Below are 19,930 nucleotides of genomic sequence, written 5' to 3'. Positions count from 1 at the left end.
CTAACTGACGGAACGCTCAGACCATCGCGGCCAGCCGACCGGCGATGTCGGCCAGCACCTCACGGTCGGCGTCGGGGCGCTGCGGCGCCCCGACCGGCGTGGCGTCGCTGTCGATCCAGCCCCGCAGCTTCAGGAACATCGCGGCGTCGTGGCGATAGCCGGGCACCGGCGGGCGGAACGCGAAAAACCCCAGGTACTGCAACAGGTCGTTGAGCTCGTCAAACGACGATTCCTCAGCGGCCCACCGGCGGTCGCGTTCGGCGAACGCGTCGGGGGCGAACGCCGACAGCCCCAGCAGGTAGTCCGAGCCATAGCGCACCATGTCGATCGCCAGGTCGTTGCCGGTGAACACCGAGAAGTCGCTGCGCACCTCGTTGCGCAGGGCCAACCGGGCCCACTCGGCCTGGCGCGACAGCGAGCTGTGCTTGGCGCCAATGCAGCTCGGGATGCCCATCAGCCCCCGGTAGGCGTCAAGTGAGTAGATCCGGCCGTAGGGCACAAACATGTCGCCCAGCTCAAACGCGATGAACCGGTCGACGCCGGAGCCCAGCCGCTCCTGGGCTGCCACCCACTCGGCCTCGTCGAGGGCGGCCAGCCCCCACGAGGGAAACAACACGGGCGTTCCGCCGGCTTCGGACACCTCGGCCATCGCCCGGGCGTAGGCGTCGTGGTCGTAGGCGTCGCCCTCGCCGTCGGCCACGAACGCGCCTGCGGCGAACCCTCCGGCGCCGGCCAGCGAGACCGCCACCGTCAGCACCCGGGTCCGGTCGGCCTCGGTCAGCAGTTGCACGTACCCGGTGTCCATGTTGACCGCCGGGATCAGCCCGGCGCCGAGGGTGCGCCCCAGCAGTGACTCGAACCCGTCCCAGTCGACCTCGGCCGTGTCGGTGTGGGGCAACAGCACCGCCGAGTAGCCGACGATTCGACGGCCGGGCACCACCGGCGGCAAGCGGAGAGGCACCAGTTGGTCGCTCACGCCAGGAGGTCCAAGTCCTCGGCTCGCACCTCGTGGCAGAGCGGTTGACCGGCCATGAACCGTTCCACCTCGTCGACGGCCAGGCGGCCCATGCGGGCCACCTCGTTGCCCATCGACCCGGCGATGTGCGGGGTCAGCACCGCGTTGGGCAGGTCCCACAACGGCGAGGTGGGCGGCAACGGTTCGGGGTCGGGGGTATCGATGAAGCACGACAGGCGACCCGACGCGCACTCGGCCTCCAGCGCGGCGGTGTCGACGATCGACCCCCGGGCGGTGTTGATCAGCCAGGCACCGTCGCGCATCAGCGCCAATCGTTCTGCGTCGATCAGGTGCCGGGTGGCGGGTAGCTCGGGTGCGTGCACGGTGACGATGTCGGCCCAGGCGCACATTTCGTCGAGCCCCATCCGGGTCGCACCCAGGGCGGCGGCCTCGTCGACCTCGACGAACGGGTCGTGGAGTCCGACCTCCACGTCCAGGCTGCGCAGTCGCTCCAGCACCATGCGGCCGATCTTGGAGGCACCGAACACGCCCACCTTCATGCCGTAGGTGCCCAGCGGGCCACAGGGTCCGGTGCCCATCACCGGCTGTTCGCCCCGCACCTCCCGGTAGGTGTCGCGCACCCGGAAGACGTCCTTGGCAATCATCACGATGGTGGCGAAGGTGAACTCGGCCACCGGTACCGCGTTGGCCGCAGCGGCCGACGACACCACCACGCCCCGGGCCCACAGCTCGTCGGTGACCACGCCCTTCACCGTGCCGGCGGCGTAGGCCAGCAGGCGCAGCGACGGCAGGCGGTCGAGGGCGGCGGCGTCCAACGCAGCGGCACCCCAGCCACCGATCAGCACCTCGACCGACTCCAGGTCGGCCGCCGGCGCACCCATCACGTCGATCGGCGCATCGTCGACCAGCGTCACCACCTCGGCGAGCGCCTGACGCACCTGCGGCGTCAGCAGCATCTCGTCCACGCCCGGCCACATCAGCAGCGCGGCGTTCCCTCGTTTGGCCACCGTCCAGCCTCCCCTGTCGACCGACGAAGCCTGCCACAGCCCAGCCCAACCCCGCCCGACCGACAACGGCGCCGCGGCGCCGTTTGCGCTGGTCCCCAAGCGGGTACTGGCTGTGGTCATGGCGCCCGTTGATGACACCGACAAACTCGACGACGTCGCCGACAAGACCAACGAGAAGCTTGATGAACACCCGTGGGCCGAGTGGCTGCCCAAGGCAGGCTGGCTCGCCCGGGGTTTCGTCTATGCGTTCATGGGCTGGACCGTGCTGTTGATCAGCTTCCAGAAGGACTCGGCCGACGAGGCCTCCTCCAAGGGTGCGGTGGTCGCGTTGGCCGACCAGCCGTATGGCCGGATTGTGATCGGTGCGCTGGCGGTCGGTTTGGTCGCACTGGTCGTATGGCAGGCACTGGCCCTGGCGCTGATTCGCGACACCGACGCCAAGTCGTGGTTCAAGCGGCTGAGTGGTGCGGGCACCATGGTGATCTACGCCGGGCTGGCGTTCACGGCCACGCGGGCGGCGCTGGGCATGAGCGCCGACAACGGCGGCGGCATCGAGCGGCTGTCGAAGGGGCTGTTGTCATCCACCCCCGGCCGCATCGTCGTGTTCGTCGCCGGAGCGATCGCCCTCGGAGTCGCCGGGTACCGGGCCTACAAGGGCTGGGAACACAAGTTTCTGAAGCATCTCGACCTGGATGGCTGCGACCCACGTCGCCGCAAGCTGATCACCCGACTGGGTACCGTCGGTTGGATCGGACGGGCCTTCGTGGTGGGGCTGGTGGCGGTGTTCTCGATGTGGGCGGCGGTCACCGCCGACCCCCGACAACGCCGTCGGCTTCGATCAGGGTCTGCGCAAGGTGTCGGTCACCTCGTGGGGCTTCGTGCTGGTGGCCCTCGCCGGCCTGGCGCTGATCGGCTACGGACTCTTCTGCGTCGTGTCGCTGAAGTACCGCGAGCTTCGCGACTGAACCTCGGGGGCCGTCTACGAGCCGACGCGGCGCTCGAGTTCTTGAGCCACGGCGCCCGGTTCGGTTCCGTTGAGGTCCACAAACTGCACCCGGGTTCGCAACAGGTCTTTGCCGGAGTAGCTCCCCGTGCAGCGAACCGTGCGATCGTCAAAACCACCGCCTGGGTTGGCGGCCCCGCTGCCCGCCTCGGCCGTGCACTTGGCTGTCGCGCTGTCATAGACGACCTCCACCGGCGTCGAGCCAACGGACCCCTCAGTTCGGTCCTCGCGGATTTCAGCGACTGCCACGTCAACCGCGTCGGAAGCGGCCTGCAACCGCTCGGTCGAGGTGCGATACGCCGAAGCGCTGCGAAGGCTGACCGTCGTGTAGCTCATCAATGCGACCACCGAGAGCATCCCGATGACCATGATCGACATGACCAGAATGAGCGAGCTGCCCCGCTGGCCCCTGCGCTCGTGCAACCGATGACGGAACACACTGGACACGTTCATCAGTCCCCCCACTTCACGACGAGCTGGGGCCCAAGCGAGTTGCGTTCCTTGGAACCGAAGCGCCACCCACCAACCCGACGATCGCCGCCCTCGTCCACGTCACGGTCGAGAGCCCAGCCGTTGTTCGGCATGGTCCCAGTGTACCAACGTTGCACGGTGCCAAGCACGGAGACCTTCACGTTCACGGGATTGTTCCCGAGACCACTTAACCCACCGGGACCAATGCTGAAGGTTCCGAACCAATCTGCATTGGAGTTGCTGCCACACGGCAAGTTGGTCGCCAATGGGAGTGGCGGATCGTCGGGCTTCATGTCCGGCATCGCAGACATCTGAGTACATCCATCGACGCCGTTCTCGTCCAACGTGTATTCACTCCACCGAAACGCCGGGGGAACCGTTGTCAATCGGAAGCTGGAGGGGGTCGACGGCTTGTCGTGCGAGTCCGTCAGGTTCAGCGACAACTCAGCCGAGGTGATGCTCTTGCCGCCCGGAAGGAGTCTGGGCTCGTCCTCGCCCCGGCAGGGAGACAGCAGATCGATCCTCATGAACCCGGTCTTCTTGCCGGAACCCTGAACGACGAACTCCACGTCAGTTCCGTAATACTTCGGATCATCTCTCTTTCTGGGCTGGGTGGAGATGTAGGTGTCGGCGCTGGCGTTCAAGGTGCACTGCTGCTTTGGTGGGGCCCCCGACTCAAGCGGCGTCTGCACGGTATTTCGCCGGCCCTCAACCGTGAACTTCAGGTTGGCGGCGGTCGTCACCGTCATCGACACCAACCGACATTGGTAGTCGCCGTCTGGCGTGGTCGGCGCTGTGTTGGCGACCGCCGAGGCCCGGCAGTTGACCTCCGGCTCGACGCCCGGATCGAGGTCCCGCACCACCGTGCCGACGGACGGGTTCTGCGCCAACGCGTCCGCCTGGTCGGACCCAGTGCACACCCGTCGTTCGAGCGTGTCCTTGTTGGTTGATACGGAGTAGCTGCGCACCTGAACGTCGCCGCCTTCCCGGCTCACCGCCCGAACCAAGCTCGGGCCACCGCCACACCCTGGCGTTCCACGGGTGACCGCCAGCTCGCCGGTTTCTGGTCCGGCCGATTGGATGTCATCGGCAAACATCGAGCCGGTTTGAAACGCCGAGGCGGAACTGGTCAGGTTTGCGACGGTCTCCGGCGGCGTGCGCATGAGGATGATCAATGCCCCGCCCAACCCGCCGAAGATGATGGTGGTAACCGCCATCGCCACCAACAGTTCGATCAGCGTCAACCCGGACTGGCCCCTACGCCGCTTGTACACGCCCCGAACGATCACAGCCCCGCCTCCACTTCAAAGGCCCATTGTTGGTTGGCCTTGATGGGCTCGACAGCGCACGCACGTTGACGGGCGAGCCATCCGGGCCCTGGCGCCTCGATGCAGAGGTTGCTGTTGACGCTGCTCAGCCACCCGTTGGAGTCGATCACCCATTCCAGGGCCGTATTGCTGCTGCCGATCGGGCAGGCGATCGTATTGGGCACCGCACCGTCACTATTGCCGTTGGCGTTCAGGCAGAACCCGAGGTTGGCAACGGGGCGAAACTGCCCGGTATTGAGCCGAACGAAACGCTGTTGCGGCTTGCCGCTGGACGAACACGGTCCACCCTGCACCCGCAGCGATCCGTTGCCCTGGAGCGCCTCGGTTTGGAGACACAAGTTGTCGCCCGGCGTACGCAACCGCCCGACCGTATTGGGCCGCGTGTTGAGCCCGTGGGCTTCGGCCACCCACTGCTGGTCGCCGGAAGTCGAGCAGTTCGTTGTGATGGCCCGGGCCCCATCAAGACCGCCCCGGATGCACACGCCCCGTGATACTCCAGCGGCAGTCACGTTCATGATCCGACCACCGTCCAGCTTCCAACGTTGGTTGGGGTTGTTGTCGGCGCAGGGGTACAGCAACGGGCCGGTTGAAGCCGCGTCGACACACTGGCCCGGAGTGCCGGTGGAGCGGATCATGCCGTTACTCATCAGCCGGAACGACTGGTTGGTGCGGGCGGAACCCAGGCACGGCATGACGACCAGTGGGTCGTTATTGGAGTATGAGGCTCGGGTTGTACCTGCAATGTCCAGGCAGCCATTGTCGGCGTTTCGGAACTGCAACGTGCTGGAGGGGGTGCCGGAAACATCCTCGACCGCCCAAGCTTGGTACTGCCTGGTGGAGTCACACGTCTGCACGCTGGAAAGGTTCGAACCGGGGTTGAACTCGGCGCATCGACCGGAGTCGCCTTGCCTGAACAGCGAACCGTCAACCCTCCACTCCTGATTATCCGCCGGGCTCTTGCAGTCCCAGGCCAGTAGTGCGTCACCGTTCTTGCCGCCGCCGTCGACGCACAGGTTGGGGTCGGAGGATGCCGAGGCGAACGCACCATTGTTCAGCTGCACGAACGCCTGGTTCGGGCGATCCGCACCGGAACACGGCAGGCCGGTGTAGGCCTGGCCCTTCGTCACCGTACCGAGCACATCGAGGCAGCTACCGCTCTTCACATTTCCAATCTGACGCAGCTGCCGGGTGTCGGTCGCGTCCTTAAACTCCCAGCGTTGCGCAGCATTGGTGCTGGCATTGGAGTCGCAGGTCTTCATCAACAACGGTGCGTTGTCCAAGCCACCCTGCAAACATCGGCCTTGGGGCGACGAGGTCTTCAGCTGGCCGTCTTCCGACAACGTCCAGCGCTGATAGACGCCGTAGTTGCAGCCGATCGGACGCACCGCCGCGTTCTCGTTGCCGCCGTTCCGTACGTCGAGGCACTGGCCGGGGTTGGCGGCCGAACGGACCTCGTACTCGTTGCCGACCTTCGCCAGCAACACCCCCTGAATGGCCCGCTCCGCCCCGCTGCACGGCCAGGCGATGGCGTTGACATTGATCTGCAGGTCGGCACAGCTTCCACTGTCGAGGTTGCGCATCTGGCGGCGCACCGAGGTGGTCGTGCCGAGTATCTCGGAGCTCCACTGCTGGGCCGGGTCGACGTTGTTCTGGTCCGTGGCACAGCCAACCAGGGTGAGACGTTGCAGGTTGCCGTTGCCCTGAACGCAGTTGGATCCCGACAACTGGAGCTGGCTCAACTCGGTGATCTTCCAGAGCTGTCGGCCGGCTTTGGCCCCGTAAATTGAGGCGCACTCCCTCACCATCAACGCACCGTCCCGGGTGAGGCACATCGCAGGGTTGGCCAACGACACCATCTCGTCGGTGTTGGTATGGATGAACGCCTGGCCAGAGCGATCGAGCCCGCCGCACTCGTAGGTCCACATCCACCGTCCTTCGGTGACTGCGCCGTCGGGTTCAAGGCAGTCGCCATTCAGGTTGTTGCGCAACTGCACCGGGGTAACGGATGCCGGGGAGTCAGCCGGTTCCAACAACCAGGCTTGGCCAGCGGCGTTCGAGTTGCAGGTGGCCAACACCAGAACTTGTCGACCGTCACCCGCCTGGATGCACCTGTCTTCATGGATGTTGCGAATCTGGTTTCCCTCGATCGCCCACAGCTGCCCGCTGCCCTGCGCGCATTGCTCGGCGGTCACAAGGCTTCCGGACGCCCGGTAGCCCAAACATGCGGCGGGGAACTGGCGGTTGACCATCCGCCCGTCGGGCCCTAGGTCCAATACCGTCCAGTTAAGGGAGGATGGTGATGAGGGGTGGGCCGTCGGGTTGGGGCCAGAGTGCGTGGCGGACGCGTTTGACGTGCCAGCTGACGTATTTGCGTTTGACGACCCGTGGGTTGGTGCGGAGCCGTCGGGGCGGGTTGAGCCGGTGGGCGAGCCTGCGGATTGCTTGGGTCCAGCGGCTTTCAGTGTGCTGAGGGGGGAAAGTCGCCCGGTTGAGCGATGGTGGCACGAGCGATGTTGATGGCAGCAACGAAAGAGACCCGGTCCGGGTCTCGGCCGGCGTGGTGGGCGGCTTCACACATCAACGTTCTGATGGCGTAGTGGCAACACAGGTGCCCCCAGATCTCTTGGTGGACCATGTCCGGCGACCTCGACCGGAGGACCACCCTCGCTCCGCGCTGATGGGTTTTCAACTCGTCGAAAGCTGTTTCGATCTCCCATCGTTGGGTGTACGCCACAGCGAGTTCTTGGGCTCCGATGTCGCCCGGGTCCATCACGGTGGTGAACAGCCGGATCTCCGAGGGTTCTTGGCCGGTATGGTTGTCGACGGTGTAATCGATCAGCCGAACCCGGAACGCCTTGCCCCGGCTGATCCCAGGGGTTTTCGGTGGGCGGATCTCCACGACCCACGACCCGTCGCAGAGTTCCTCAACCGGGCGGGGTTTGATCGATTTCGAGACCCGCCACAACAGATCCGCACCGGTCGATGCGGCCTGTTGCCACAACGCAGCACTGTAGAAACCGCGATCTGCGAGCAGCATCATGTCCGGGGCCAGCCGGTCGATCAACGGCCCGGCCAGTTCGCGTTCACCAGCCGAGTACACACCGATCTCCGCGTCGAACATCGCGTGGGTGCCACACTCAGCGACCGCAACAACCCGGGCCTGGGGGAACGCGGACCGTTCGCCTTTGTTCACCCCCGGCCGCCCAAAGAACCCGTCGTTGGCCGGGCTGTCATCAAGATCGAACGTGGTCCCATCAATCGCGACCAAACGACGGCCAGCCAAAAACGACCCCGGCGTATCAACCGTTGCGAGCGGGCCGGTCACCTGACGGAACAACTGCTCCACCGGCGCGGACCCAAGACGTTGACGGGCCTGGGAGATCGCCGACTTCGTCGGCAACTTCCAGGCGTCCTCCCACCCCGAAGTCCACGACAACCCGTCGGTCAACAACGCCAACACATCCACATACGAGCCGTCCGCGTAGAGGGCCATGCCCATCGAGTAATAGGCCATCACCCACGCCGGTAACGCCCGGTGGCGTTGCTCCTTCGCACCCGCCTCCAAGATCACCCGATCAACAGCATCTGGCGGGAACGCCCTCATCAACACCCCCACCGACACCAAATCCGACAAACGACGATCCGACTCGGGCTTCAACTGTCCAGCACGTGGCATCCACCCAAACTACACCAATGTGACCCTAACTGGACGGTATTGGCCCTAGGTCCCACTGCTGCGCCTTTCGCGTCGGTCCCAGGCACGGAAACGTCTGCGATGGACGGTATTCATACGCGAACCTGTCGTAGGGTTCGTTTCCTCGGCGGACCTCAACATCGGCGCAGCTACCCGTCGGCTTGCCATCGCTGCCAAGCGCAGTCAGGCGCACCGCTTGGATCGACGTTGAGGTAACCGGCGGTCCAAAGATCCATTGTTGTTCCGTTGAGCCATTGCACGCCTGGACACCCACGGCGCTTCCAAGCTTCTGCGAGGTAGCGACCAGACATCGGCTGGGGTCGCCCTGGTTCTTGATCGCCCTGCCAGCGATCTCCCACCTTTGGTTGGATCGACCGTTGTCACAGGTCTGAACGCTGGAGTCGGAGTTTGAGTCATTGGGCTGGATGCAGCCCAGGCCCGTGATCGTCTCGAATTGTCCCTCACCGGAGGCCGAGCCGGGCGTGTGGAGCCACAGTTGGTCGGGGCGCCCGGCACAGCCGATCGAAACGATGTCTCGGCGTCCGTCAACACCACCGTTGTCGATCGAGGCGCAGGTGGCGTATCGCACGTTCTGCAGCTGCATGCCAGGGTCGTAGTTGGGTTGAAACACGATCGACAGCGTCGGACGCTGGGAGGCATTCGGCCACTCGCGGGTCCGCATCCGAAATCCAGGCGCCGGAGATTCGCAATCCGCTCCAGAGGCTCCGCAATCCTGCTCAATGAGCCAGCCACGGTTGTTCTCGGGCGGCGCCTGATAATACAGCGAAACCTGATTGAGCAGGTTGACATCGGTGATGATCTGGTGCCGGGGGCTGAGGTCGCCAGAGCCCGTGCCGTGCTTGAACGGGATAGCTCCGCCGGGGTCCACCTCCAGGTCTGACCCCCACGTCATCGTGTCCTCGTCGTCTTTGTCCCAGCCCTTGGTCACACGACTCAGGGTGTGCTTGCAGGCCGTGGCGCAGTCGGGGCTCCCGCTCACCTGCCAGGTATACAGCCGCATCTCGACAGAGCGCACCGACATACCGACCGGGACCAGCTTGCCATCGTCACACTGGGCGGCGTCGGGACGTAGGTCGAAATGCACGAGACCCTGGCGCTGGGACCCCGGCGTTCCGGCGACGTCCATGGAGACCTCGCCTCCGTGGTTCTTCCCCGGCTCGTTCTCGTCGATGAACGTGTCCCTATCTGCGGTGACGTTGCACCGCACGGCCCCAGCCGGCACCTGCTCGTAGAGATCCGACAGCGTGCCGTCAAAGCGCTTCAGGATCGACAGCTTCCGAACGTCTTGCCCAGCATCATTGGCTGTTGAGACCGAGTACTCGACCTTCTGAATGCCGGTGTCGTCACCGGCGTTTGCGCAATTGTCATTGAAAGTGGCGGGGTTGGTGGAGCCTTCGTTCCAAAAGGAGACCTTGGTGATGTCGATGGTGGACCCATCGACATCGAGGTCGTCGGCCTCATCGATCCCGTTGGCCGCCTTGACCGCCTTGAGGTACTCATCCCCGGTTCCACACGCAACGTAGGGCGCGTCGGAGAACGCTTCGGAGAAGTTGCGAAGCACCACCTCGGATGTGGCTGCGCGTCGTTGCAGCGCACTCCCCTTCAGGGCGGTCATGACGCCCCCCAGCAACCCGACGACCACGATCGAGGTGATCGCCACCGAGACGAGCGCTTCGATCAGCGTGTACGCCGCCTGACCACGACGCGAGCGGCCTACGGGGCGGCGGCGTCCGGGTGCGGCCAGCCGGCGCGCGCGTGACGAGGTCCAATTACGCAACAATTTCATGAGGCCCCTCGGCGGCAGCGATCCGCCGTGTCTGTGTCCGAATTCACGCACAGTACACACGCGTTCACTTGAATGCTAGGCACACCAGAACACTCACGGGCGTCGTAGTGAACATTCAACGACCAGCGAGTGTGAGGTCACATTCACATTGGGCCAGGTGTTCTCCGCCGCCGAGATTCTTCATGAACGCCCCGATGGCTGGGGCCCGGGGAATCACCCCTCAGGTGGCCGACTCAGTGGGGGAGCACCGCCATTAAATAGTCGTGGATCAGGCCGTTGGTGCCCAGCCCGCTGCCCCGGTCGGCGCCCTCGGTGCCGTCGAGCGCGGTAAACCGTCCGCCGGCCTCGGTGAGGATGATCGACATCGGGGCCACGTCCCATTCGGCGACGATCGGGTCGACCATCGCGTCCGCCACCCCGGTGGCCACCATGGCGTAGCCATATCCATCACCCCAGGTGCGCAGCAACGCGCCGCAGCCGTGAACGGCAACCACCTGTTCGGTGCTCCACGACCCGAACCCGCTGGTGGTCAGCATCGCCGAACCCACAGTGTCGGTGGCACTCACCCGGGCCGGTCGTTCGCCGCGGGCGTCCGCGACGAAGCAGCCCAATCCGCGTCCAGCGAACACTCGTTGGCCCAAGGCCGGTAACTCGATCACGCCGACCGCAGGCCCGTGCTCATCCTCCACCGCCACCAGCGTGGAGTACAGCGGAACCCCGCGGGTGAAGGCCTTGGTGCCGTCGATTGGGTCGATGATCCAGCGGCGGCCGCTGCTGCCCGTCGACAGGCCCTCCTCCTCACCCAAAATCGTGTCATCGGGCGCGAAGTCGCCGATCAGCAAGCGAAGCCGTGCCTCAGACGCCTTGTCGGCCGCGGTCACCGGCGTGCCGTCGCCCTTGTGCTCCAGGTTCAGGTCGCTGCCGCGGAACCAGTCCAGCGTCAACGCGCCGGCCTCCTGGGCGAAGCGGCGGGCCGCCGCCAGCAGTTCGGGGTCTGCGGGGGGTGTGGTGCTCATGTGGGCGAGTCCTTGCTTGTGTCGGGCTTGGCAGGTGGAGCCTCGGCAACAAAGCTCTCCGTGTCAAAGTCTCCGGTGTCGTCATCCTTGCCGTGCGTTGCGGCGTCGCTTGGCAGCGACTTGGGGGGCATGGGAAAGAAGGTGGACGTGCGGGCGATGTAGTCGGCGTAGCCGGGCCGACGCTTGGTGATCGTCCGCTCCAGCATGGTCACGCCCGACACCCGCAGCAGAAACACGCTCATCACGATCGGCCCGACGATGCCCCACCAACCGCCGGCAGCCAGCGACACGAGGAACAGCCCCCACCACACGGTGAAGTCGCCGAAGTAGTTGGGGTGCCGGGTGTAGCGCCACAGGCCGCGGTCCATCACCTGACCCTCGTTCTCCGGCTTGGCCTTGAAGCGGGCCAGCTGGGCGTCGCCCACCGTTTCAAAGGTGAAGCCCACGAGCCAAATCGCCGCACCCAGCCAGGCAACCCAGCCCAACGTCACGTCGTCGCCGGCGGCGGTCAACTGCACCGGCAGCGACACGATCAGCACCAGCGCACCCTGAAGGCCGAATGTCTGGACCAGGCTGAACCACCAGAACTTGTCGCCGTAGTGCTTGCGCATGGCCACGTAGCGCTTGTCCTCGCCGGTGCCCCAGTTACGCCACAGCAGGTAGCCGGACAGGCGGAAACCCCAGATGGTGACCAGCGCAGTCAGCAGATCGATCCGGGGGTTGGGGTCGACCACCGCGCGTGCAGTGTGGGCGACGAGGACGAACGCCAGGCCCCACACCAGGTCGACGATGCTGACGTCGGAGAGAAACACCGACGCCACCCACATGACGAACATCAACACGATGACCGCAATGGCGCTGGCGGTGGACACGGCCCCCATCAGCGGGCTCTTCTCTCGTCAGGCGTCATCTCGTCAAACCTTCGGTTCGGGTGACCCGTGCAGTCTGGACCCTATCCCTACGGGCTCCCCGGTCCTCCGTTCAGGCCGAGGCGGTCGCTCGGGCGCCGAGACCAAACCGCTGACGTTCGTTGTCGGTGAAGGGCTCGGTGAGGAAGTCGTAGAAGTCGGGCCGGTAGATGCGCAGGCCGCTCTCGAGGATCGTCAATTCTTCACCGACTGCCATCGAGTCGAAACCCAAAAACGTCTTGACCGGTCCCAGAGCCCGAAACTTGATGCCGTACTCATCCCTGAAGATGCCCAGGGTCATGGGGTCGACCGAGGCGACCAGATGCTCGGCGCCGTGACGACGAGCAAACACGTAGACCGAGCGGTACAGCAGCTCGGTGGTGCCCTCCGGTGCGCCTGCCTCAACAGCGATCAGCGGGCATTCACAGACCAACCCGTGTGGCCGCTTGTCAGGATCGATCAACTCGCCGAGGCTGAGCTGATCCAGCGTCCCGAGAGCGGCACGCATCACCCCGACCGGCTCACCGGTGGGTGACATCACGACGTGGAACGAAGTTCGCCCCACCGGCCGAAGAGCAGGCGGAACTGCGCGTTCTGCGCCCTCCACGCCGGCCTCGGCCAGCCTTTCCCGGTAGATCTCCGCTGAACGCGACAACAGCGGATCCCCCATCACCACGTGTACGGTCGGGCCGCTCTGCTCTGTCGATGGATCCGTTTGGAGGTTGTTCATGTGGTGTCCATTCTGAAGGAAGCGCAGGGAGCCAAAACCGAACTCGAAGAATATTCAGTATCACGGTGACTGTCCATCCGAGCGTCCAAGTTCCCACTTCGCCGCTATGGCAGGCATCGTTTTCGTACAAGCTCGGCCGAGCCGACATCGCGTCTCCCGCTCACCTCAGCCGAGACGCGCTCCGCCCAGGTTTCCGGCGACAAACCGAGTCCAAAGCGGTGTCGTTCGTTGTCGGTGAACGGTTCGGTGAGGAACTCGTAGAAGTCGGGTCGATAGAGAGGCTGAGCTGATCCAGCGTCCCGAGCGCGGCACGCATGACACCCACACTGGAACTCCGCTGGGTGAGCGACGACGTGGACCGAAGTTCGCCCCACCGGCCGGAGAGCAGGTGGAACTGCGTGTTCCGCATCCTCTACGCCAGCCTCGGCAAGCTTCTGCCGATAAAGGTCCGTCGAACGCGAGAGCAAGGGGTTACCCGTGACCAAGTGAACACTCGGTTCAGTGCCACAGGAATGTAGGTTGGACTGGTCTTCAGTCATTGATCACCGGTCTTTCCGAGTTCACCGTGGACTGATCTAGGGCCCGGCGGGAACGGCGGGACACTCTGCCAACGGTTTGTCGTTGTTACCTAGCTGCCAATCACAGACCAGCATTTCAAAACCAGGCTCTGGGTCAGACCCAAATCGATCCACGTACCGAACCCTCGCCTCACCAAGCTTGGAAGTCCCAACCATCGCTTCGAAGTCAAGAATCCGACCGGCCGAACCTACTTTGTGAATGGAGCAGTTGATATCAAGGTCAAGTGTGCTCTGGGAAGGGCGCAACTGATCGCGTTCGAAAACTACTGTCGCAGGATGCGGGCTTCCTTGACAGCCCCCTCCGGTCTTGGCTGCCTCTGGATCAAGACGCACTTCGGCGATCACCTCGGACATAGCACCGTCAATGGCGCGAAGGTTTTCCTGCCCCAGAGCGTTGCCGGTCGCTTGGCGGGCGGCAACCAAGGTTGACTCCGCAATCATCACCATTGGGATGGTCAAAGCGAGCAACACAAAGGCAATGGAAATCGTTGAAAAGCCAGCACCCTTACGCGCACCAGCCACGCGGCGTCGCCACTGATTTCGCTTCATCTGGCGAATCATTGGATGAGCACCTTTTCGGAAAACCCTGCATCTCCACCGCCCCCACGTGCGCCGACCCCACCACCTGCCCCGTCATCGGCTTTGGCAATCTCGTCGGGCCAAGCGTCGGAGCCATCCCCCGTGCCACCGGTGCCGCCAAGGCCTCGTGCACCTGGTGACCCACCCGATCCACCTGGTCCTTGGGCGCCTGGTGCCGGAAGTGCTGACGAAGTTGGCACACTTGTGGACCTCTGCTTGCGAACGTAAATCAGGATGGATGGTCCCCCTTCACCACCGCCAGCACCGCCGCCGCCACCACCACCGGCACCACCACCTCCGCCGCCACCGCCCTCGCCTCTGTTCGTCTCCCCAGAGTGGCCACCATCGCCGCCAGCGTCGCCAGGGCGGGCATCTCTTCCTCTACCACCCGCACCGCCAGCACCGGATCGGATCGACGCATCCGTGACCGTCAGCGTGGAGTCATATGCGTAGACACCAAACGAGCCGCCTCCATACTTGCCACCTGTGGTGCCACCCGACCCGCCTTGTCCACCACCGCCGCCGGCACCGCCGCCGGCTGGGTCAGCATCGTCCAAGAGGGCGCAGTTACCAGCACCACCACCACCACCACCACCACCAGCCCCTGTGCCGCCGTCGCCACCCACCAAGCCATCGTGTCCAACCCAGGTTTCACCCGCTCGAATCTCACTCCCCACGCGTACCTGTTTGCCTCCGCCGCCCGCATCTCCACCACCAGACAGCGCATCCGATGCAGCTTGGCCACGAATACCTGCGCCCGCGTCACACCGGGTTAGGCCTCTTCTGGAGCCGCCGCTACCACCCTGTCCGCCGTACCCCACTCCCAAGCGTTCTCCATCGCCTCGTAGTCCAGGGTTACCGTCAGAATTAAAGCCGACACTGGTTGAGTTACCACCACTTCCGCCGGCTCCACCACCACACTTGCTTGTCCCATTCTTCTTGTGGTTCTCCCCATCCCCTCCCCTGCAGGCCTTCCCCGCCACTGGATTTTCCAAAGGTGTCGCGGACGCTCCTGCGGTCCCAGATTGTGCCTCATACTCGCCACCGTCAACGCTAACGTTTGATCTCGCGATCCTAAGGGCGTATGCCGACGATCCTGCACCGGTTGCTTGCGGGGACCGTGCCCTTACATTCTTAAGATCAACGGTTGACGCCGCAATGAGAACCGCAGCAGGCTCTATGCCTTGTCCTCTATACCCAGCTGAACCTGCCGGCCCGTATCCCACCTCGACATTCTGAAGTGTGACCTTTCCAGCACTACCGCTCTGATCGATGAGAACCCCTTGCGTGGTTCCACTGGAGACCGCTTTGGTTCGCACCTTGAAACCGGAGATGACGGCGTTGTTCACCTTTGAGATGACGATCCCAGTGGGATCACCCGGCAGGGTTCCCCCAGTGATCTCAGACGGCAGGCCCGCCCCATCGAACTGCTCGGTGTATCCCCCAGCCAAGTCGATGTTGCTCTTCATTTCAAAGCTGGCATACAACCCCTCAGCTACGTATACTCTCGGTTTCACGAGGCTCTTTGCTCGGTCGAGGCCCTTACCTATCGACTTGCAAGGGATGGTGATTGCGAGGCCACACCCTCCAGCCAGAGAATCGTTTCCTCGACTATTGCTCACATAAACAATATCTGGTTCTACCTTAACCGTCAGGACCGACTCGGCCCGCTTGTTGTTGCTATCGACGACACTCACCTTGACGGTGATATAACCAACATTTGGGAAATCGTGACTCTTGGTCTGATTGCAAACTGTACCTCCGAGGTTGCAGTCCTCCTCCTCCTCCGGTTCGTCACCCCATTTCCAAGTTACGTTTTGAATTGTCGCCCCGGAATAGGTCGTGAGAACAGGTTTTAGATCAAGGCGGGTATTGCGATTGACAACTACGGGCGGCACTGGTGACAGCTCGGCCGTGGGTCCCTTGGCGTCAACATCTACGGTCTGGGTGGTTGAGTTGGTCTCACCGGACTCTGAACTCTTGACGGTGAGCGTGACTTCCATCGCTGGAATCGGCCCGCCAGCCGTCCGTTCCGGCATGGTCAAGGCTGTCTTTGCTTCGCCCGGGAGCGAGAAGCTTCCATCAGCGGGGACGGTCTTGTTCACCGGCGGACCGAACGACCACTTATAGCTGAGCGTTCCACCTCTAGGGTCCCGTGATGGCCGGCCATCGAAGAGCACCTCGTCCCTATCTTCGACGCTCGCTGGCCGGTACGAAAACCGGGCGATGGGCGGCGTCATCGGCACTGCATACGTGTCGTTGCGGCGTGTCGCTTGTACCACGACCGCTTCTATCTCATTACCGGTAGATGATCTTGCCATTGATTGCAGGCGCAGTGTCACCTCGCGACATTGCACCGCTTGGCCTCCATCGCCCTTCGGACAGGAGCTAGCCGCACTTTCGATCCGCTGACCGATGATGGCGCCCTCGGTGCCACCAGCCACGGGCGGGTTGATCTGAAGCAATGGATCACCGAGTGGTGTACCGGTTGCGAAATTTTGATTTGGACACTCGCGTCGCCAGAGCGTTCCACCCCCGGGGCCTGCCGATTGCACCAGGCTGTAGACGATCCGGTGGTTCTGGCTCGACACCAACCCGAGCACCACCGAGCCACCGGAGCCCGGACCGTCCAGACAGTCGGAGACGGTCTGTGGAAGACCGTTGGCGTCAACCGATGCCGCGACCGCCCTCGCGTTCGTGACGTCACGGACTACTGCAAGATCCACCGCAGCAAGGTTTGAGGTCTCGGTACTCAGCAGCCTGGCGCTGGCTTGCTCGCCCATCGACATGGTGATGAAACCCAGCGTCGGTAGGAGAACCATTGCGGTGACCACCATGGCAACCATGATTTCGATCAACGTCAGCCCTAGTTGTCCGGACCGCCGTAGACCCTGCTGCGACACGGGCACCCGACGACTGCTTCGTTTTGTCATGTCAGAGGCTCCGCTTCTGCACTGGCGAAGACCAAGGCCCAGGGTTCAGCCCGTCCACCCGGGGAGCGGCAATGTTGACGACTCGAGCACGATACGGATAGGTCGATCCAGCACAGAACGTCTGCCCAATCGACACGCTGGACTCGCTCCACCGATACTTCCCACTGCTCAGAGCGATTCCCGGCTTCGTCACGTTCTTGATCCAGCAAGCATTCACGGGTTGTGATTCCTGGATCTGCACTTCCACCTGCAGATTTTCTCCAGGTGCCGACTGGAGCGGCGTCCAAGCAAAGTCGAGGTAGCCCCAACGAATCAGGGGAAGCATGTACTGGGCACCGGACACCCGGAAGTTGGCGGGAGCATCGAGCGTCTTCACCAGAATGTCGCGGGTGGTGAACGATGTCTGACCCGTGGAATCTTTGACGGTCAACTTGACCTCGTGAGTGCCGGACGTCTTATACACATGAGTTGGGGCGGGGCTTGTGGACGTCTGTCCATCCCCGAAGTCCCATAGATACGACGAGACCGGGGCACCGGCATGATCCCGTGACGGCCTGCCATCGAACGGCACCGGCGTAGACACATGGAAGACACCTGGCGCAGGATTCGGTTGGGCGAAAGTCGCTGTGGGCGGAGGCGGACTGGTCGACTGGATCTTGATCAGGATGCCGGCAGGTGAGCTCAGTCCGAACTCATCCGTGACCGTCAGCGTGACCTGATAGCTGTCGTCCAGTCGGAAGAAGGTGTGCGTCGGATTCTCCAGGTTGGAAATATTCGACGACCCACTCGCAGGATCCCCAAAATTCCAACTGAAACTCAACGGGGTGCCGTATGGCGAAACTGTTCCGAGAGATGAGAAACCAAACGTGGTTCCAGGAATTCCAACGTTTGTACCCCCAACCACGGATGCCGCTGCGACAGGCGGAAGTCGTGGGTCGGTTCGCTTATCGACCGTGACATCCACCTCGGCTTGGCTGGTCTGGTCCTTTGAGTCGGTAACTTGCAACGTGACACGGACCAGTCGATCGCTGGGGCCTGCCACGTACTGGCACAGCATCTGCTGGTCGGCCGACGTTGTCTCGCCGGTTTTTTCCGTCCCGGGGACCATCGTTGCGACACCGTCAGCATCGCAGTCCCACTCGAACTTATAGAGGTCATGGAAGGACATCGAGTCGGTAGCGGTCAGCGAAAAGACTGAACGGATGTCCCCTGCCTTCGTCTGATGCATCGGAGCGTCGATTTTTGCAACCGGCAAGCGCAGACGACGCGCTGAGTCCACCTTCGTTACTTTGGCGATGCGAACCTTGCCGTTGCTGGCATTGGTCACCGAGACCTTGACGCTCTGACGTCCGTTATCTCCTTCCGGAGTGCTGCAGGTTTCGCTCGTAACGCCCGTGATCCTCACCTCAGGCGCTCCAGAACCAGTCTCACGAATTAGGTTCTGATCGTCGGTGCGAGCGGCGTCGGCGTCCAAAATGGCCCTTTGATAGACCTCAGGTTCAGCGCATTCCACATAGGCGGTCTCACGCACTGCCTCGCTGGCACCCACCAAGACTGCGTCCATACGGGCGGTCTGGTTGCCCTCTCGCGAAGAGTTTTGGAGAACCTGAAGCCCGGTAGCTCCGGCCCCGATCAGCAAGGCCACCATCACCATGCCAATGAGGGCCTCGATAAGACCGAATCCACCCTGACGCCGAGAGAGCGCCCGCTGCTCTTCAAGTTTCGACAGCGAGTCGGTCATGTCGAAGACCCTTTCCGAGCCGAGTTCCATGAGACCACTGAACGTAGCCCGAACAATGCCGCACGCGTCATCACGTTCGGCCGACCACCTGCTGGTGATAGACGACCTCGTCGGGGTACATCGAGATCGCCTGAGCGTCGTCCAGGGTGATCGTCCCGTTGGACACCAACCCGCTGAGGGAGCTCTCGAGCAACTGCATGCCGTCGCGGCCGGAGGTGGTCATCACGTTGCGAATCTGGCGCACCTGGCCTTCACGGATCAGGTTGGAGATGGCCGGCGAACCGGTCATCACCTCGAAGGCGGCCACGCGGCCCCCTCCGACGCGTGGGATCAGGCGCTGGGCGATCACCGCCACCAACGACATCGACAGCTGGGTGCGCACCTGCGCCTGCTGGTCGTGGGGAAACACGTCGATCAGGCGGTCGACCGTCTGGGCGGCGTCGTTGGTGTGCAGGGTGCCGAACACCAGGTGGCCGGTCTCGGCCAGGGTGAGGGTGAGGGCGATCGTCTCCAGGTCGCGGAGCTCGCCAACCAGCACCACGTCGGGATCTTCACGCAATGCGGCGCGCAGTCCCTGGGCGAAGTCCGGCACGTCGGTGCCCACCTCGCGCTGGTTCACCAACGCCATCTTGGAGTGCTGCATATACTCGATGGGATCCTCGATCGTGAGGATATGGCAGGCCCGGGTGGCGGCGATCTCGGCGACCATCGCCGCCTGCGAGGTGGATTTACCCGAGCCGGTGGGGCCGGTGGCCAGCACCAGGCCGTGCGGCTTCTTCACGATCTTCTCCCACACGTCGGGCAGGCCCAACTGCTGGGGAGTGGGGATTTCGGTGGGGATCAGCCGGAATGCCACCGCCGGCGAGTTGCGCTGGTAGTAGGCGTTGGCGCGGAAGCGGGCGCGGTCCGACCATGGGAACGAAAAGTCGAGCTGACGGTCTTCGTTGAAGCGGTCGATATCGTCGGGGCCGACCAGGCGCTCGACGATCATCGTCGTCTGCTCGGCCGTCAACGGCTCGGCGCCGTCGATCGGCTGGAGTGACCCATCGATACGGATCATGGGGTGCGAGCCGGCTGCGATGTGCAGGTCGGTGGCGCGCCGTTCCATCAGCTCGTTGAGGTAGGCCTCGATGTGGGAAACGTCTGCGTTGTACACGTG

At 63.7% G+C, this 19,930-nt stretch carries 15 protein-coding genes and 2 pseudogenes; 2 read left to right on the top strand and 15 right to left on the bottom strand.

Annotation, left to right across the window (positions count from 1 at the left end):
- Positions 1-16: 16 nt before the first annotated feature.
- Positions 17-976 carry a beta/alpha barrel domain-containing protein gene (locus tag MPARV_RS0114895; RefSeq protein ID WP_020378863.1) on the bottom strand — a complete coding sequence of 320 codons (960 nt, stop codon included), beginning with the start codon at positions 974-976 and terminating at the stop codon, positions 17-19.
- Complete coding sequence (locus MPARV_RS0114890) at positions 973-2,103, bottom strand: hydroxyacid dehydrogenase (protein WP_020378862.1); 1,131 nt, start codon at positions 2,101-2,103, stop codon at positions 973-975. The genes MPARV_RS0114895 and MPARV_RS0114890 overlap by 4 nt, the downstream gene beginning before the upstream one ends.
- On the opposite strand from MPARV_RS0114890, the pseudogene MPARV_RS26140 reads away from it, so the two are divergent.
- Positions 2,102-2,584, top strand: a pseudogene (locus MPARV_RS26140) (DUF1206 domain-containing protein); the annotation flags it as partial. The gene MPARV_RS0114890 and the pseudogene MPARV_RS26140 overlap by 2 nt on opposite strands.
- 378 nt (positions 2,585-2,962) lie before the next feature.
- Here the strand turns inward: MPARV_RS26140 and MPARV_RS25665 are convergent.
- The 10 genes from MPARV_RS25665 to MPARV_RS25655 form a co-directional block, all read right to left on the bottom strand.
- Positions 2,963-3,439, bottom strand: a complete 477-nt coding sequence (locus tag MPARV_RS25665) for a hypothetical protein (protein WP_020378857.1) — start codon at positions 3,437-3,439, stop codon at positions 2,963-2,965.
- On the bottom strand, positions 3,439-4,746 hold the full coding sequence (locus MPARV_RS25660) for a prepilin-type N-terminal cleavage/methylation domain-containing protein (RefSeq protein ID WP_020378856.1): 1,308 nt from the start codon (positions 4,744-4,746) through the stop codon (positions 3,439-3,441). The genes MPARV_RS25665 and MPARV_RS25660 overlap by 1 nt, the downstream gene beginning before the upstream one ends.
- The gene (locus tag MPARV_RS0114855; protein ID WP_274517216.1) at positions 4,743-7,058 is read right to left on the bottom strand and encodes a ricin-type beta-trefoil lectin domain protein; all 2,316 of its coding nucleotides are present in this window, start codon (positions 7,056-7,058) and stop codon (positions 4,743-4,745) included. The genes MPARV_RS25660 and MPARV_RS0114855 overlap by 4 nt, the downstream gene beginning before the upstream one ends.
- Positions 7,059-7,243: 185 nt before the next feature.
- Entirely contained in the window at positions 7,244-8,461 is a 1,218-nt protein-coding gene (locus MPARV_RS0114850) for an IS4 family transposase (RefSeq protein WP_012231293.1), read from the bottom strand.
- Between the two features lie 25 nt (positions 8,462-8,486).
- A complete protein-coding gene (locus MPARV_RS0114845) occupies positions 8,487-10,286 on the bottom strand; it encodes a ricin-type beta-trefoil lectin domain protein (protein WP_081582333.1) in 1,800 nt (599 codons plus the stop codon).
- A gap of 233 nt (positions 10,287-10,519) precedes the next feature.
- Positions 10,520-11,302: an inositol monophosphatase family protein gene (locus MPARV_RS0114840; protein ID WP_020378852.1), complete on the bottom strand. Its 783-nt coding sequence runs from the start codon at positions 11,300-11,302 to the stop codon at positions 10,520-10,522.
- Positions 11,299-12,183 (bottom strand): DUF1295 domain-containing protein, encoded by an 885-nt coding sequence (locus MPARV_RS0114835; RefSeq protein WP_020378851.1) that lies wholly within the window; start codon positions 12,181-12,183, stop codon positions 11,299-11,301. Before MPARV_RS0114835 ends, MPARV_RS0114840 begins: the two co-directional genes overlap by 4 nt.
- 100 nt (positions 12,184-12,283) lie before the next feature.
- Complete coding sequence (locus MPARV_RS0114830) at positions 12,284-12,940, bottom strand: hypothetical protein (protein ID WP_157789660.1); 657 nt, start codon at positions 12,938-12,940, stop codon at positions 12,284-12,286.
- A gap of 575 nt (positions 12,941-13,515) precedes the next feature.
- Positions 13,516-14,079 (bottom strand): hypothetical protein, encoded by a 564-nt coding sequence (locus MPARV_RS0114825; RefSeq protein WP_020378849.1) that lies wholly within the window; start codon positions 14,077-14,079, stop codon positions 13,516-13,518.
- A gap of 247 nt (positions 14,080-14,326) precedes the next feature.
- A complete protein-coding gene (locus MPARV_RS25655) occupies positions 14,327-14,518 on the bottom strand; it encodes a hypothetical protein (RefSeq protein ID WP_020378847.1) in 192 nt (63 codons plus the stop codon).
- Between the two features lie 85 nt (positions 14,519-14,603).
- Here MPARV_RS25655 and MPARV_RS25650 point away from each other — a divergent pair, with 85 nt between their 5' ends.
- Positions 14,604-14,873: a hypothetical protein gene (locus MPARV_RS25650; RefSeq protein ID WP_031278753.1), complete on the top strand. Its 270-nt coding sequence runs from the start codon at positions 14,604-14,606 to the stop codon at positions 14,871-14,873.
- Between the two features lie 2,040 nt (positions 14,874-16,913).
- On the opposite strand, the pseudogene MPARV_RS26135 reads toward MPARV_RS25650, so the two are convergent.
- The 3 genes and pseudogenes from MPARV_RS26135 to MPARV_RS0114795 form a co-directional block, all read right to left on the bottom strand.
- A pseudogene (locus tag MPARV_RS26135) lies at positions 16,914-17,030 on the bottom strand (prepilin-type N-terminal cleavage/methylation domain-containing protein); the annotation flags it as partial.
- A 1-nt stretch (position 17,031) separates the two neighbouring features.
- A complete protein-coding gene (locus MPARV_RS25850) occupies positions 17,032-18,801 on the bottom strand; it encodes a PKD domain-containing protein (RefSeq protein WP_020378844.1) in 1,770 nt (589 codons plus the stop codon).
- Between the two features lie 40 nt (positions 18,802-18,841).
- Positions 18,842-19,927: a type IV pilus twitching motility protein PilT gene (locus MPARV_RS0114795; RefSeq protein ID WP_020378843.1), complete on the bottom strand. Its 1,086-nt coding sequence runs from the start codon at positions 19,925-19,927 to the stop codon at positions 18,842-18,844.
- Between the last annotated feature and the right edge of the window lie 3 nt (positions 19,928-19,930).

Origin of the sequence: Candidatus Microthrix parvicella Bio17-1, assembly GCF_000299415.1 — a bacterium.
Lineage (GTDB): Bacteria > Actinomycetota > Acidimicrobiia > Acidimicrobiales > Microtrichaceae > Microthrix > Microthrix parvicella.
This window is presented reverse-complemented; position numbering and strand designations above follow the sequence as displayed.